We start from the raw sequence: 18,165 nt of genomic DNA on the forward strand, positions 1-18,165 counted from the left end.
TCGTCCTGAGCCAGGATCAAACTCTCCAAGATATCTTGAAGCTATTTGAATAGCTCATTATTTGTTGTCGTTACATTTAAGTAACTTTGAATTATGGTTTGGTTTTGACTTTGTCAAAACCCGCACTCTGGCATATGTTCAATCATATGATTGATTACCTATCATTGTTCAGTTTTCAAAGATCTGTACCAGTTAAACCAGATTACATCTAGCTTTGAAGCACTTTCTTTCGAAGTGTTTCACCAACTGGCGACTAGATTATAATAACATGTTGTCACTTTCATGTCAACACCTTTTTATAATCTTTTTTAGAATTTTGTAATTTCTGTTTGAACCAGGAATTACATTTTTATTCTAAAACGATTATCAACAAACATAGATTTTATCTAGTGTTTGCTAACTAATAAACAGTCGCTTCGAACGACTGTATAGCTATTATAGTACAAAGATCTGAGCGGCGCAACCCCTAATTTTAAAATTTTGCAAACTTTTTTCTGACTTAGCTTATATGGTATATCTCACTACTATATATACTATATACAGTGCTTATCAATAATATAGATAATCAGTATTACGCTATTAAACTATCACCGATACTACTTAATTATCACTATCTATGTTTCTCTTTAATTTTATATCATATCTTATACAACTTATATGGTACATTTTAATTGTTTTATTATATGTTTTTATTGGAATCATTTATTACGACATATATACGACATTAAATGTTATATATATTATTCATCATATTTTTCTTACTATTTTCAACTATTTGTTATTATAAATGCTTTATAGTACTTTTTTTATATTATCTACTATATTGAATGATCGTATCACAACTACGTTTATTATTTCTAATTTAACACTTATTTTCTTTAGTCTCATATATTAAAGTAAAAAAAGAGAAGCATAAGCTTCTCTTTTTTATTAATTATTTTTTACGTGCCTCTTCTAATTCAGCTTGTAATTTAGCTACGATTTGTTTTAAATCTTCTACATCTTTTGCTAATGAAGCTTGACTTTTATAAGTACTATCTTGAGCTCCAACTTTATAAGATACACCTGCATTTACAGATGAGTCTTTACCATTGATAGCTGTACCAACTGTAAACATTAAGTTTTCATTAGGGCGATAAGCTGCACCTAAAGCTACTGCTGTTTTTCCACGATAATGACCTACGCCACCCATAACATCAACTTTATGATCAGGGTTATAGTCAAGCGGATGTAATGCTGCTAACGCAGAGACAGATGCTCCTACTTTTGCTATTCGTGCATCAGTATACTGATTAGCTTGTTTTAAAGTGTTGCTACTAATATCAACAACTCTATCTTCTAAATTTTGAATTCGTCCTTCATGATTTTCTAACCAATCCATAGAAATTTTACCAATTACTTTATTGTTTTCTACATCTTTAGAAATATCATTAATTACTTTTTCGTTATTTTTTGCAATAGATTCTACATCTTTTAGTTGGAATACAGTGACAACATCATCTCCGACAATGCCATTGGCAACATGATGAATAATACTGTTACCAAAACTAACATAACCAATACCATCGTTTTCAGCTAAATAAGGATTATTAAAACCAATATAAATATTGTTTACATCGTTATTACGATTAATCACGATTCCACTATGATTAATTGTAGTTTTATCATAAATATTGCGACCAGGATCTAATACATGTTCTGCACGATAAACCACATCGCCATTTGGCTTATTTTCAATTACAGTATTTTCATTAGCTGCCATAGTAGTAGAACCAATAATAGACAATACTCCTGCCATTAATAATAATTTTTTATTCATTTAAATTGTCTCCTTATTTGTTTTCTAAATAAATAATATTGCCTTTTTAAATGTGTCGACAAATAATCGACTTAAAAATATTAAAAACGGCAAAGATGTAATAAAAGAAATAGCATAGCAAGTATACATTAAATATTTCTTAACCCAAGCAATATACAGAGTATTAATTACAAACGAATTTTAGCAATTTATCGTCATTATATGAGCTTTTAATTATAAAGTCAATGTGAATTTCATTTTATTTTCACTTCTACAGAATAGTTAAAAGTCAAAAGCTATTAGTTGATTTTATGTAGTCAACTAATAGCTTTTAATACTTTCTAAGTACAAGTCTAATTAAGATACAAATAAAAACAACGCCATCCAACCGGATGGCGTTGTTTAATAAGGATTTGTGTTCCCTAGTCGGGGGTCCAGGGTACAGGGCCCTCATAAACTCAATATAAGGGCCAATGTGTCATTTTAGATATATGTGTATGTAAGGGATACAACATATATCTTCAGTATGTATTAGAGATCAACTAAGCCTTTTAACGAGAGAAGAAAAGGCTAGAATACCTACATTACTATAGATATTGTTTATTGTTGAATCGCACTGCGCAAATCAACTTTGTTGTAGTCATTGCTACCCATTGGTTCGTTGATAGCTTTGCGAAGGTCTACTACGTGCTCATCAGCAGCAGTTGGCTCTTCGCTCGCTTTGTTTTTAACAGTTTCTTTAGCAGCGAACCAGATTGTTTCGTTCATGTAGTGACGAAGTTCTTCGTTAGATACATGTTCTTGCTCTTGCGCAAGGATATCCAAGATTGCATCTTCTAATGCTTGTGCTTCGTCGTCAGTCATAGGACCGCCTACTTGTTTTTGTTTTTGTACAACTTCGTTAACACGATCTACCATACCACGCAATACGTTGTAACCATAGCTATTTACGAAGCCATCTTTTTCATTGTATTTAGGTGTTTCAAAGTATTCGTATTCATTTTTGTTGCGGTTTTCACCGTTCCAATTTAAAGCTGTTTCAAAGCCATGTACACGACCTAAAGAATGTGTACGGAAGTAATCAGCATAGTTATGTTTATCTTTAGAATGCAACCATTTTTTATCAGCTTTAGTCAATTGTTCATGATTGTCGCGTTTAGCTTTTGCTAAGGCGATTTTTTGTTCAGCATTTTCCCATGCTTTCACGTAATCATGAAGAGATTGTACTACTTGTGGGCTAGCCACAGGTACCAATACAACATTGCTCAAACCAGGTGCGGATGCAGGGTTAGGCAAGATCAAGTTGTCATCATATGTTGGTGCGCTTGCTGCGTGACCAGTGATGGATGCTGCGCTCATTAAAAGTGCCGCTGTGAAAGCAAGCATTGTAGATTTTTTCATATCTATTCCTCTTTTCATAGTCGAATTAATGTGCTGGTTCAGGGCTCCCGAAGGAACCCATACCAGTTGTATCCATTTGCTAACTAAATTACATACCCATTTTCGCCATCATTGCAGCCATTTGAGCTTTCAATACTTCTACTTCACTTTGTAGACCAGCGTTTTGAGCTTTAATTTGTTCGTTTTCATATTTCAAGTCAGATACTTCACCTTTTAATCCGGCATTTTGAGCTTTCATTGCTGCCATTTCAGTTTGTACTGCGTATGCAGAGCTGATAGGGCCTTTGCGGTAGCGGTCTGCTACAGCTGCTTCAGCATCTCTGTTACCAACTTTCCAAGTTACACCAGCGTTTGCCATCATATGGCTAGAGCCGCCAGCCCAGGACAAGCCGCCATGGAACATTGTGGATTCGTTTTTGTAATGAGCTACGCCCACTGCAATCGCGGAGTTACCACGGTAGTTACCATAACCAGCCATGATTTGAGTTGGTTCCAATGGATCGTATTGCATAGGTTTCAATGCGGACAATGCTGCACCTTGAGCGCCTACACGACCGATTTCTTCGTTCAATTGATCAACGCGAGGGTCAACTGCGCCTTTTACGGAAAGGTCATAGTTTAAGCCGCCGTCAGCAGATTCAGTTTTCTTCAATACTACGGAATGATCATCAGATGTCAATGTAGTACGGGAATCTTTCAATTGTTTAACGTTTACTGCATCTGTATCATTAGTGCCTTTTTGAACATTAGTGATTTTGTTACCACCCATGTTGAGGTTGCCACCAGTGATATTTACAGTATCGCCACCGAAGGATACTTTAGGACCATTGGAGTTATTGGAAATGGAAGTGATGTTAGTGAGGTCGCCTTTCACGTCGAAGGATACTTTACCGTTCGCATCAGTGTGAGCAGTAGTATTCACACCGTTGGAGAAGTCTAAACCTTCAGATAACATTACTGTTCTAGCGTTGCCACCATTTTCTTTGTAAGTCAATGGAATTTGTTTAGCTGCTTCCTTACCATTGAAGTTAACTTGGTAGTTAGTTGTATGGTTAGTAGCATTTGGTTGAACATCTACAGTGATCGCTTTGTTGTCACCTGTTACAGTAACTGCTTCACGAGCTGCATCTTTCACGTCGTTTTTATCTACAGATACTTCGTATGTTGCACCAGCTGCACCGAATGTATCGCCAGCTTTAGGAGCTACTTTAGCGATGTTATTAGCATCAGCTTTAGCTTGTACTTTTTCAGTAGATTTTTTAGCTGCTTCTTGTTGAACAAGTTTCAATTGTTCTTCAGTTGCTGCACGACCTTTAGTTGCGAAGTCAGCGGAATCAAGAGTTTTGTTAGTTAAGCCAGTGATATCACCAGTTTTACCATCAAGCTTGATTGTGTTGTCGCCAGCTACGTTAACTACTTGGTCACCTTTGAATTCTAATTTACCATCGCCTTCGTTGTTAGTGATGGAAGTGATTTTGTTCAAATCGCCTTCAACATTAACTTTGTAAGGGTTAGCTTTAGAACCGTCGCCAGTCACTTTAGTGTTTTGACCGTCAACAAGGTTAGTTTTAGCTGCTTTCAATTGACGTACGTTAACCGCATCAGTATCGTTTACACCGTCTTCAACGTTAGTAATTTGTTTATTACCAGCATTGATGCCGTCTTTAGTTACGGATGGGCCGTTGTTGATTACCAAGCCACCATCAGTGATCTTAGTATCGCCAATTGTTACGGAACCTTTATTAGTAAGATCTACATTGTTGCTCAATGCATATTCTACTTTAGCACCGTTTTCGTCGCTAGTTTGTTTTACAGTGAGGTTTTTACCGCCGGAGAATTCAACAGTTTTACCATCAGTAATTCTCTTAGCTGCTGTTTCAGAATCAGCAGTAGTATTACCAGAAGATTTAACGTTGAAGCTGTTCATTGTACCAAGGCCAGCACCGCTAATTGTCATTTCGCCATTAGCAGATTTGGATACTGTGATACCGTCAGCACCTTTAACATTTACTTTACCGCCGTTAGCTGGAACATCTGTACCATTAGCTTGGATTGTCCAGATATCGTCAGTGTTAGCGAATGTTTTGTCGCCGTATTTAATGCGGTCTCCATCTTTCTTAATTGTTGTGTAATTATCAGGTGTACCTAAGTGGATTTCCTTAGTTTGGATGGAGTCGATGCCTTTGATGTTTTTATTCAAGCGAATGTTCAAAGTATCGTTACCATCAGCAGTTACAGCGATGTTACCTGCAGCAGATTCGAATGTTTTTTCTTGCTCTTCAGTAACGCCTTCACCTTTAACTTTAACTGTGGAGTTAAGTTTATTTTTGTTTACAACGCTTTCGTTGTTACCAGTGAATTTCAAGCCGTCATCAGTAGTAGCAACTTCGTGTTTATTGTTGTTGCTATCTTCGTAAACGATACGAGTCATACCGTCAGTACCGTTTTTACCGTCTACGCCGTCTTGACCGTTAGCACCTTTGATAGTAAGACCATCTTTACCGTCTTTACCATTCAAGCCGATAGAGCCGTCTTTACCATTGATTACAACAGCAGAACCGTCTTTACCGTTTACACCGATCTTACCGTCAACACCTGGTTTACCGTCTTTACCATCATTACCAACTTTGATATCGTCGGACAATGCATAGTTGTAAGTGTGGTTACCAGTTACTGCATCAACGATTTGTTCAACAGTTAAGTTTTTACCTGCACCGAAGTTTACAGTTGTGCCAGGTTTTACGATTGTTGCACTGTGATCGCCTACTGTGTTACCAGTAACGTCACCTTTCCAACCGGAGTTGTTGATTGTATCTACTACAGTTTTAACTGTTGCGATACCATTTTGGCCATCTACACCTGGTTTGCCGTCAACGCCGTCTCTTACTTTACCAAGTGTTACGTCGTATTTAACAACACCGTTTGCATCAACGGAAGCTTTAGTGTAGTTACCGTCAACGAAGTTCAAGCCTTCAGACAATTTAACTTTTTGTTTAGCACCGTTGTTAGCTGTGTAGTTAAGTTCAGCATCGCCAAGGTTAGTTGCTTTTGCATTTACTGTGTAAATGTTTTGACCATCAGCACCAATTGTTTTATCAACTGTTACGTTGTCACCAGCTTTAACTTCTGTCTTAGCGGATTTCAATTGTTTTACGTTAACTGCGTCAGTGTCATTTACGCCAGCTTTCACATTAGTGATGTTCAAGTCACCAGCATTGATGCCACCTTTAGTAATGGATGGACCATTGTTGATTACCAAACCACCGTCAGTGATCTTAGTATCGCCAATTGTTAAGGAACCTGCTGGAGTCAAGTTAACTTCTTTGGACAATTGAACTTTCAATTTACCATCTACGTTATTTACGCCGATGTTGTTTTCAGTCAATTTAGTGCTGTCCGCACCGCCAGTGATATCCAATGTTTGGTTCAATTTCTTAGCGATAACTTTAGTGGAGTCAGTTTGACCATTGTCGCCAGCATATTTCATGCCGTCGTCAGTAGTTGCCACTTCGTGTTTATTGTTGTTTTTGTCTTCGTATACGATACGAGTCATGCCGTCTTGACCGTTTTTACCGTCAACGCCGTCTTGACCGTTAGCACCTTTAATAGTAAGACCATCTTTGCCGTCTTTACCATTGAGGCCGATGGAGCCATCTTTACCGTTGATTACAACAGCGGAACCATCTTTACCGTTTACGCCAATCTTACCGTCAACACCGTCTTTACCATCTTTACCGTCGTTACCAACTTTGATGTCATTAGACAATGCATATGTATAAGTTTGTTCACCAGTTGCATTATCGATATTTTGAGTAATTGTCAAATTATCGCCTGCTGCGTAGGATACAGTTTTACCGTTGCCTACTGCTGTTACAGCGTGGTTACCAACTACATTACCTTTCGCATCTGTGGAGAAGGAGTAGCCGTCTTTAATTTGATCAGCCAAACCAGACAAGTCGATTTTCGCGATTGTATTAGCTTGGTTAGCGCCATTGCCATCGTTGTATTTCAATGTAACGGATTTGTCTGCCACATTATAGGAGTAAGATGTAGTAGTTTCACCTGCACGATCAGATTGAGTTGGTGCAATATGTAAATCGTTAGCTTTGGAAATACGTTTTACATCGCCGATGTTAGCAGCGTTATCGATTACATCGCCGCCAGATTTAAGGTTAGTGATGTTGTTGCCACCCATATTCACGTTGCCGCCATCGAATTTGAATTCGTTGCCACCAATTGTCATAGTTGCAGGACCATCGTTCTTAATGGAAGTGATGTTTTTCAAATCTTTGTTCAATTGAACTTCTAGAGTATCAGTACCATCAGCTTTTACGTTGATGTTACCAGAAGCGCTCTTGAAGGATGCAGAAGTTGTTTTATCTACGCCTTCACCTTGAACTTTAACAAGGCTGTTCAATTTGTTTTTGTTTACAACATCAGTGTTGTTACCAGTGAATTTCAAGCCGTCATCAGTAGTAGCCACTTCGTGTTTGTTGTTGTTTTTGTCTTCGTATACGATACGAGTGATACCGTTAGTACCGTTTGTACCATTTACGCCGTCTTGACCATTAGCGCCACGGATAGTAAGACCGTCTTTACCATCTTTACCATTGAGGCCGATGGAGCCATCTTTACCGTTGATTACAACAGCAGAGCCGTCTTTACCGTTTACGCCGATTTTACCGTCAACGCCATCTTTACCGTCTTTGCCATCGTTACCAATCTTGATATCGTTAGCCAAGTCGAATTCAACTTTAGCGCCGTCGTTGTTGCTAGTTTGTTTAACAGTCAAGTTTTTACCTGCTGCCATTTCAACTGTTTTACCATCAGAGATAGTTTTTGCAGTAGTTTCGGAATCAGCAGTTGTATTACCAGTGGATTTCACATTCCATACGGATTGTGCAGCACCTGGAGCTACATGTAAGTCGTAAGTAACTTGATTACCGTTTTCAGTTTTGTTAACTGTTACGGAATTATCGTTGGAAGTTACTACTGTACGAGAATCTTTCAACTGTTTAACGTTAACCGCATCAGTATCATTTACGCCAGCTTTTACATTAGTGATATTCAAGTTACCAGCGTTGATACCAGTTTTAAGAACAGATGGGCCACCGGAAATAGTTAAGCCACCGTTATTAACAACAGTATCACCAATAGTTAAGGAACCAGATGGAGTCAAGTTTACGTTGTTATTAAGATCGTATTTAACTACGCCATCAGCAGCTACGGAAGCTGTTGTATTGGAACCATTTGTGAAGTTCAAACCTTTATCCAATGTAACTTTTTGGTCGTTGGAGCCATTCGCTTTGTATGTCAAAGGAATTTGTTTAGCAGCTTTATCGCCATCGAATGTTACTTGGTAAGTTGTGTTATGGTTTGTTTCATCTTGAACAGGTGTAACAGTGATTGGATTGTTGCTGTTGTTTGCATTGTTTACAGTCACTGCTTCACGAGCTGCATCTTTAACAGCATTACGGGAAACATTTACTTCGTATTTAGCATTTGCATCACCAGTTTGTTTACCGTCAGCTACAGTGATGTCAGCGATGTTAGTGTCGCCTGCTGCAGCAGATTTTTTAACTACGCTTTCAACAGCAGCTTTATCGCCTGTAGGCAAGTTGCTCAAGTCGATCTTAGCTGTTTTGTTCACTGTATTATCATTGCCATCAACATATTCCAATGTAACTGTTTTATCAGCGTTCACTGTGTATGTTTTGTCTTTGACATGAATGTCGTTAGCTTTGGAGATACGGTTAACGTCGCCAATGTTAGCAGCGTTATTGATCACATCGCCACCAGATTTAAGGTTAGTGATGTTGTTGTCTCCCATATTCACATTGCCGCCATCGAATTTGAATTCGTTGCCGCCGATTGTGAAAGTAGCAGGACCTTCGTTTTTAATAGTCTTGATATTAGTCAAGTCACCAGCTAAACCGTATTCAACTTTAGCACCATCTTCGTTGCTAGTTTGTTTTACAGTCAAGTTTTTGCCTGCTGCCATTTCAACTGTTTTACCATCAGTGATAGTTTTTGCAGCTGCTTCGGAGTCAGCAGTTGTATTACCAGTAGATTTCACATTCCATACGGATTGTGCAGCACCTGGAGCTACATGTAAGTCATACGTAACTTGGTTACCGTTTTCAGTTTTATTAACTGTTACGGATTTATCGTTGGAAGTTACTACTGTACGAGCATCCTTCAATTGTTTTACGTTAACTGCATCAGTATCGTTTACGCCAGCTTTCACATTAGTAATGTTTAAGTTACCAGCGTTGATACCAGTTTTAGTAACGGATGGACCACCTGTAATTGTTAAGCCACCATTGTTAAGAATAGTGTCACCAATTTTCAAGGAACCATTTGGTGTTAAATCAACATCATTGGACAATGCATATGTGTAAGTATGTTCACCAGTTGCATTATCGATATTTTGAGCAACAGTTAAGTTTTTACCTGCTGCATAAGAAACAGTTTTACCGTTTGCTACAGGTGTAACAGCGTGGTTACCAACTACATTGCCTTTTGCGTCAGTGGAGAAGGAGTAACCATCTTTGATTTGATCAGCCAAACCGGACAAGTCGATTTTCGCCACTGTACCAGCTTGGTTAACACCGTTACCATCGTTATATTTCAATGTTACAGATTTGCTTGCTGCATCGTAAGCGTAAGATGTAGTAGTTTCACCTTGACGATCGGATGTTGTAGGAGCAATGTGCAAGTCGTTAGCTTTAGAAATACGAGTTACGTCGCCAATGTTAGCTGCGTTATTCACTACATCGCCACCAGATTTAAGGTTAGTGATGTTTTGGTCACCCATGTTGATAGGGCCATTAGTGATATTGATGGAATTAGGACCGAATTCCATTTTTGGACCATTTGTAGTGTTGGAAATGGAATTGATATTAACTAAATCTTTATTAACATCGTATTTAACAACGCCTTCAGCATCTACAGAAGCTGTTGTGTTTTTACCGTTAACGAAGTTCAAACCTTTATCCAATGTAACTGTTTGTGCATTTTGGCCATTCGCTTTGTATGTCAAAGGAATTTGAGTAGCCGCTTTGTTACCATCGAATGTTACTGTGTATGTAGTGTTATGGTTTGTTTCATCTTGTACAGGTGTAACAGTGATAGGGTTGTTAGTTGTGTTTGTAGTATTTACAGTTACCGCTTCACGAGCTGCATCTTTTACGTCGTTACGGGAAACGTTTACTTCGTAAGTTGCACCAGGATCGCCGAATTGATCGCCTGCTTTAGGAGCAACTTTAGCGATGTTTTTGTCGCTAGAGCCAGTTACGTCTGCTTTAGCTTGTACTTTTTCAGTAGAAGCTGCAGTAGGTTTTACGTTGTTTACATCTACAGTGTAGATAGTTTTTGTGCTACCATCTGCATTTTGAACTACGTTGCTTGTTACTTTCGCAGCGTTTTTACCTTGAACTTCAACAGTGCTGTTCAATTTATTTTTAGCGCTGTCGGACAAGTCAGCTACTACATTGGAACCAGAAGCAGTTGTTTTAATGTACTCACCATTGTTAGCACCAACTACGCCAAAGCTCAAGCCGCCTTGTTTGTTCAATTTTTGTAATTCAGTAGCGCCTGTGTTACCAGTCAAACCAACTGTGTTATTGAACTTGTTATTAACAATGTTCAATTGTTCTTCAGTTGCAGCACGACCTTTTTTAGCGAAGTCAGGAGCATCCAAAGTTACGTTAGTCAAACCAGTGATGTCACCAACTTTAGCATTCAAGTTAATGTTGTGATCGCCTGCAACGTTTACAGTTTGGTTACCACCAAATACAACTTTGCCGTCGCCATCTTTATTAGTGATGGATGTAATGTCTGTTAAATCACCTTCAACGTCTACTTTGAAAGTTTTAACGCCATTTACGTCACGGTGAGAAGCAGTTGTGTTCTTACCGTTTTCCATGTCGATAGCTTCTTTAGCAAGGTTTTTAATGACAGTCTTACCACCATTGTTGATGTTGGAAAGATCTTGTTTTGCAATACCTGTGATAACAGCTGTTTCGTTAGGAACGTCTTTGTTGTTACCATCAACGTATGTCATAGTTACTTTGCCGTTGTTATCTACAGCGTATTCACCAGGTTTGATGTGTTTTTCATTAGCTTTAGAAATACGGATAACGTCGCCAATGTTAGCTGCGTTGTTGATTACATCGCCACCAGATTTAAGGTTAGTGATGTTGTTATCACCAAGATCCAAGTTACCACCAGTAATGCTGATGTTGTCACCATCAAAGTGCATTGTAGTACCACCATTGTTAGTAATGGAAGTAATGCCACCAAGATCGCTATTTAAAGAGTATGTATATGTTTGTTCACCAATAGATTGTTCGATATCTTGTTTAACTGTTAAGTTCTTACCAGCTGCATAGTTTACAGTATTGCCACTTGCTACAGTTGCAGGTTTTGCAGTGCCATCTAATTTACCACCATTAGCTTTGGCATTTGTTAAGAAGTCATATTTAGCAGCTGTGTCAGCAGCATTAATTGTGTAAGTAGTACGACCGTTTACAGTTTTTTCGTCAACTGTAACGTTTTTACCAGCTTTCACCATGCCAGTATCATCAAAGCCTACAGTAATTCTGGAGTCTTTTGCACCGTCATGAGCCGCTACAGTAGATACACGACCTTCACCGATTACGTTTAATTTACCGCCGTCAGTTAAGAAATCGCTAGAGCCAGTGTTACCAGTCACAGCAACGCCAACGTTTTTCAATTGAGCTACGTTAACTGCATCAGTATCTGCAGTACCCGCAGCAAGACCAGTCAATTGACGAGTCAATGTACTACCATTACCGATAGATACAGCAGCTGTAGTAGCCTTTTGTACGTTACCTTGTAAATTAGTGTATTTACGGGTATGTAAATCAGATGGGTTATAGCCTAGAACACCTTTATCTGTAGTTGTAACAGAATTAGAGCCTAATGCTACACCATCCACTTTATCTGCTTTTGCATTATAACCTACAGAAATAGCATTTGTGGCAGATGCTGTAGTTTTATTTCCTAAACCATCATATGTATTAGGGCTATCCGTGAAAGCAGTACCTTTACCATCACCACCGATTGCAATTGCATGGTCACCAGTAGCTTGTGCATTGAAACCAACTGCAACAGCCCCATCATTAGCAGCATTAGCAGTACGGCCTACTGCTGTAGAGCCTACGCCTTTGGATTTTGTACCATTACCCATAGCAACAGCACCATGTGCACTAGCCTCTGTAACTTGACCAAATGCAATACTACCAGACGCAGTGGCTTGAGCTTTATTACCGATAGCTGTGGAATTATTAGCAGTCGCTTTAGCCAATGTACCAATTGCAGTGGCCGCATTAGCAGATGCTGTAGTTTGATTACCAATCGCAATCATGTCATATGCACCTGTATCAGATCCGTATGTGGCCTGTGCATTAAGACCAATCGCAATGGCTGCAGAACCTGTTTTACCAGGTGCAGATTGTGCAGTTGTACCACCAGAACCGATAGCAATATTATGACCGGCTAAAGCAGACACATCAGCACCAATAGCTACAGAATCATCATGTTGAGTCGTTGCATTGTTACCAATAGCTACACTTTGTCTACCACCCGCATGGGAGTAATTACCAACAACGACAGAATTGCCGCCTGCTTGTTTAGGTGTTGTATTACTACTACCAGTTACATAGTTTTGATTATTGTATGCACCTATAGCAATAGCACCTTCTGCATTAGCATTAGATTTATTACCAATAGCAATTGTCTTAAGGTTAGTTGCTGTGTTGCTAGTACCAAGTGCTACTGCATTACCACCTGTTGCTTCGTTGCGATTACCTAATGCAATAGCAGCATTGGCAGTTGCTTTATTTGCCGCACCATAAACAATTGTGCCATCTTCATCAGTTGTATAGTTACCATAACCTACAGCTACAGAATTAGTACCCACAGTTTGATTACCATAATCGCCCACTGTGTTTGCAGTTTTAATATTGATACGACTATTATTAGTATCGATACTGCCGTCTGCGCTTAATGTAGCATGCACAGGTGTAACACCTGCTGCACCAACAAGTGCCAAGCCTGCCAATACGCTAGCTAATACTTTTTTCTTGCCGTTATTATTTTTAGCAGTTTCAGGAACTACTACGTAGCAGCCTTTAGATTTGCTATAAACGACTTTAAAAACTTTATTCATAGAAACTATGAACCCCTTTCTCTCTTATAAGAAAACACTAAATGCCTTATGTACACTTTTTGTTTCATGAATTGTTTATGACACACGTTCACATACTCTTCATTAAGATATTTATATAATACCAATTTATAAACTAAATGTAAATAGAAATCATTGAAATTATTAAAGAAAATTTTAGAATTATAAATTAAATAAAATTGAGTTTATTTGACGAGTAAGTATCTACCCATACCCAATAAATACAGCTATATTAATATAGTTATTATATTTAATATAAAACATTTATATTAGATAGTACCCTATTTCGATCTAATCAGTTTATATTATGTTAACATTCTATAGAAATATCCATGTTATCTTCACATTTATGAATATAAACTTTTTAAATCGAATTAGATAGATAATATAGTATATATCATGTTTTTGATGCATTTCCCCAAATAAATAGATAAACAAGTTCATCTATTTTATTAACTTAGTTTATATTTATTTATAAAAATAGCCTCCTTATACGATAAGGAGGCTATTAGCTCTATTAGATTTCATAAAATGATAGCTATACAATCAATACCAAAAAGCATAAAAAATAACGCCATCCAAAAGGATGGCGTTATTTGTATAAGGATTGTGTGCCCTAGTCGGGGTTCCAGGGTACATCAAGGCCCTCATATGACCTACAAGGGCCTTATGTAGTTAGTATGTTACAGATATATCTGTAAATGGATCAATCACTTCTTAGCAAATATTAATCTAAGAAAGTCTAATACCAATTTATTTGTTATTAATCGCAGCGCGCAAGTCTACTTTTTTAGTTTCTTGATTAGCTGGGCGATTGATCGCTTCGCGAAGATCTACTACGTGCTCATCTTGAACTGTAGGTTCTTCACTTGCTTTGTTTTTAACTGTTTGTTTAGCTGCGAACCAGATTGTTTCGTTCATGTAGTGACGAAGTTCTTCGTTAGAAACGTTTTCTTGGTCTTTAGCCATTACATCCAAAATAGCATCTTCCAATGCTTGTGCTTCGTCGTCAGTCATAGGACCGCCAACTTCTTTTTGTTTTTGGATGATTTCGTTGATTTGATCTACCATGCCGCGCAATACATTGTAACCATAGCTATTAGTGAAGCCATCTTTTTCATTGTATTTAGGCATTTCGAAATATTCATATTCGTTTTTATTGCGGTTTTCACCATTCCAGTTCAAGAACACTTCTTGACCATGTACACGACCAATGGAATGTGTACGGAAGTAGTCAGCATAGTTATGTTTATCATAGGAATGTAACCAAATTTTTTCAGCTTTAGTCATTTGCTCATGCTTGTCGTATTTCACTTTAGCTTTTGCGATGTTAATTTCCGCATTTTGCCAAGCTTTCACATAGTCATGAACTGCAGACACTGTTTGTGGGCTAGCCACAGGAACTAATACTACATTGCCCAATGCTGGAGCAGATACTGGGTTACGTAAAATCAAATTATCGTCATATGTTGGAGCGGATTGTGCACCTACAACACCTGTAGAAATAACAAGAGCCGCTGCACAAGCAAGTAATGTAGATTTTTTCATTCTATATTCCTCTTTTCTATCGTTAGATTATGGTGAAAGTAACTTTCACACCTATTTTACATTCATATCTGAAAGCACTGCTTTCACAAATTATATGGGGAGGTAAGCGCTACTCAAGGTAGCGCATACCAGCCATTATATAGTTAGTTTGTGTACTCACAAATGATTACATACCAAGTTTTGCCATCATTGCAGCAATTTGAGCTTTCATTTGTTCGTTTTCAGCTTTCAAATCAGATACTTCTGTTTTTAATCCAGCGTTTTGTGCTTTAACGGACGCCATTTCTTGTTGCATTGCATAAGCAGAGCTGATAGGGCCTTTGCGGTAACGATCTGCTACAGCAGCTTCGCTATCACGGTTGCCAACTTTCCAAGTTACACCAGCGTTCGCCATCATGTGACGGGAACCACCAGCCCAGGATACGCCAGCATGCATCATTGTGGACTCGTTTTTGTAATGAGCAACGCCCATTGCAATAGCGGAGTTACCACGGTAGTTACCATAACCAGCCATGATTTGAGTTGGTTCTAATGGATCGTATTGGATAGGTTTCAATGCTGCAAGAGCTGCACCTTGTGCACCTACACGACCGATTTCTTCACCCAATTGATCAACGCGTGGATCATGACCGCCGCCTTGTACGGAAAGATCATAAACTGGAGCGCCATCAGCATCAGTAGATTTGTTGATTGCTACAGAATTATCGTTAGATGTAACTTTAGTCAATTGACCTACAGTTGCAACGTCAGATTTGTCTGTACCATTCTTAACATTAGTGATTTTGCTACCACCCATGTTAAGGTTACCACCAGTCATGGAAATTTCGTTAGGGCCGAAATTCATAGTAGCACCACCATTGTTAGTAATGGAAGTAATACCTTTAAGGTCGCTATTCAACGCATATGTTACTTGGTGATCGTAGTTAGCATCGCCATTGATACCATCGTGACGGATGGACAAGTTGTTACCAGCTACGAATTTAGTACCTTTTTCTACGGAAGGAGTAGCCGCTGCAGTTTGAGCATTCTCTACTTTACCAGTACCTTCTTTGTTTACATCAAGGTTGAATGCTTTACCTTGGATACCAGTAGTATCAACTTTGAAGTTAACTTTACCATTAGCACCTGTAGTAATAGCTACAGAATTGTCATCGGATGTGAAGTTGAAGCCGTTAGCCAATGTAGTTTTTTGAGCTGTACCACCATTAGCTTTGTAAGAAATTTCAGCTTTATTTTCAAGGTTTGTTTTATCTACATTTACTTCGTATGTAGCGTTTTTACCACCTTGTGTAGAACCAGTTGCAGGTGCTACAGTTGCCAAGTTATCGTTACCAGCTTTTGCTACTACTTGTTCAGTAGATACTTCAGCATTAATTTTTACAATTGGGTTGCCGTTTGCATCAGTACCATTGTTTGTGAAAGTAACGTTGTCGCCAGCTTGGTAGTTATTAGTGTTGATACCTTTAATAACTACGTCTTTACCAGTTACTGGGTTACCATCTTTATCAACAGTGTTCAATGTTACGGAACCATTTGTAGCAGTGTAGTTACCTTCTTTGATACGCATATCTGTATCTTTATCGCCTACAGGCAAGCCAGACAAGTCGATAACTGCTGTTTTACCAGCTACAGGATTACCATTGCCATCTACATATGTCATAGTTACTTTTTTGTTACCATCTACAGTGTATGTAGTGTCTTTGATATGCATTTCGTCATCAAGAGTTGCTACTGTTTTATTAGTAGTACCACCGTCATTAGTGTATGTAATGCGGTCGCCATCTTTCTTGATTGTAGTAGTATTACCAGCTGCATCTTTCAAGCCGATTTCTTTTGTAGTTACTTTATCAGTAGTTACGCTTGTAAGATCTTTAAGGTCTTTATTTAACTTAACTGTTAATTTGTCAGCACCATCAGCTACAACTGCGATATTACCAGCTGCAGATTGGAAGCTATTAGCTTGTGCTTCTGTAACGCCTTCACCTTCAACTTTAACTAAGGAACCAAGTTTTTGTTTGTTTTCAGTGGACGTATTATTGCCAGTGAAGCGTAAGCCATCATCCATAGTTGCTACTTCACGTTTAATGTCATTACCATCAGTATCTTTTAATGGATTACCATTAGCATCTTTCGGTACGTATACGATACGTTGAGATTGATCATTGTTGTTTGCTTCTGGTTTAACTAATGTTTTTGTACCATTTTCAGTAGAGATATCTACAGATTTGCCGTTTGTACCAGCAGGGCCTTGAGGACCTGTTAAGCCGATTGTACCAACGCCATCTTTACCAGCAATGGATACAGCGTCTTTACCGTCTTTACCAGTGATACCAACTTTACCATCGATACCATTTGTACCTGGAATACCAGTAGCGCCAGTAGCACCTTGAGGACCAACGATAGTTACACCATCTTTACCAGCTACGCCATCTTTACCATTTACTACAACTTTATCCAAGTTAGTTAAATCTTTGTCTAAGCTGTATGTATATGTATGAGTTTTATTAGTAGCATCAATATCTTGTTTTACAGTCAAGTTTTTGCCTGCTGCAAAGTTAACAGTACCGCCGTTTTCAACAGCTGTTTCTACTGCAGGAGTAGCAGCATCATTAGCTACTGTACCACCATTTGCAGTTGCATTAGCTTTGAAACCGTAGTTATTGCCACCTGCCGGAACATTCAAATCGGAGAAGTCAATAACTGCTTTTGTATCAGTAACAGCTTTACCGTTACCATCGTTGTAAGTCAATGTAACTTTCTTAGTTACTGCATCGTATTTGTATACGTTTTCAGCACCATTTGCTACGCCACCTTTAGCTTCAGTGCTACCAGTTTTAACTGCTGTAGGAGCGATGTGCAATTCGGAAGATTTCAATGCATCTGCAGTAGATTTAAGATCTCTTACGTTAACTGCAGCAAATGGATTATCTGTAGCAGCATTATTAAGGTTAGTTAAGAATGTATCACCAGTGGATGTACCAGTTTTGTCGATAGCAGAACCAACGTTATTTACGATGGAGTTGCCACCAGTTGTGTTACCAGCTGCATCTTGGAAGGATACGATAACGTCACTTGCAGGAACATCATTACCAGCAGAACCATCAATGTTTGTTGTGTAAGTACCATCTGGACGTTTAACTACTTTAGTGCCATCAGCTTTAGTGTAAACTGCTGGAGTTACAGCATTTACAGTGTAAGTTTTTTG

The 18,165-nt window shown here is 38.4% G+C and carries 5 protein-coding genes; all 5 read right to left on the bottom strand.

Annotated features, from left to right (window positions below; translation table 11 throughout):
• Positions 1-934 precede the first annotated feature (934 nt).
• A complete protein-coding gene (locus KH109_RS09170; RefSeq protein WP_295218963.1) occupies positions 935-1,798 on the bottom strand; it encodes a YadA C-terminal domain-containing protein in 864 nt (287 codons plus the stop codon).
• Between the two features lie 600 nt (positions 1,799-2,398).
• Positions 2,399-3,199 (bottom strand): hypothetical protein, encoded by an 801-nt coding sequence (locus KH109_RS09175; RefSeq protein WP_129823754.1) that lies wholly within the window; start codon positions 3,197-3,199, stop codon positions 2,399-2,401.
• Between the two features lie 88 nt (positions 3,200-3,287).
• Complete coding sequence (locus tag KH109_RS09180; RefSeq protein ID WP_295218968.1) at positions 3,288-13,394, bottom strand: ESPR-type extended signal peptide-containing protein; 10,107 nt, start codon at positions 13,392-13,394, stop codon at positions 3,288-3,290.
• Positions 13,395-14,165: 771 nt separating this feature from the next.
• The gene (locus KH109_RS09185) at positions 14,166-14,960 is read right to left on the bottom strand and encodes a hypothetical protein (protein WP_295218972.1); all 795 of its coding nucleotides are present in this window, start codon (positions 14,958-14,960) and stop codon (positions 14,166-14,168) included.
• A gap of 166 nt (positions 14,961-15,126) precedes the next feature.
• A partial coding sequence (locus KH109_RS09190) for a YadA-like family protein (RefSeq protein WP_295218977.1) occupies positions 15,127-18,165 on the bottom strand: 3,039 nt, incomplete at its 5' end.

Origin of the sequence: Veillonella sp. (assembly GCF_018381775.1) — a bacterium.
In the GTDB taxonomy this organism is placed as follows: Bacteria; Bacillota; Negativicutes; order Veillonellales; family Veillonellaceae; genus Veillonella.

Coding starts and splice junctions, on each gene's coding strand:
- KH109_RS09170 (WP_295218963.1), bottom strand. CDS start 1,798: ATGGCAGGAGTATTGTCTATTATTGGTTCTACTACTATGGCAGCTAAT.
- KH109_RS09175 (WP_129823754.1), bottom strand. CDS start 3,199: ATGAAAAAATCTACAATGCTTGCTTTCACAGCGGCACTTTTAATGAGC.
- KH109_RS09180 (WP_295218968.1), bottom strand. CDS start 13,394: ATGAATAAAGTTTTTAAAGTCGTTTATAGCAAATCTAAAGGCTGCTAC.
- KH109_RS09185 (WP_295218972.1), bottom strand. CDS start 14,960: ATGAAAAAATCTACATTACTTGCTTGTGCAGCGGCTCTTGTTATTTCT.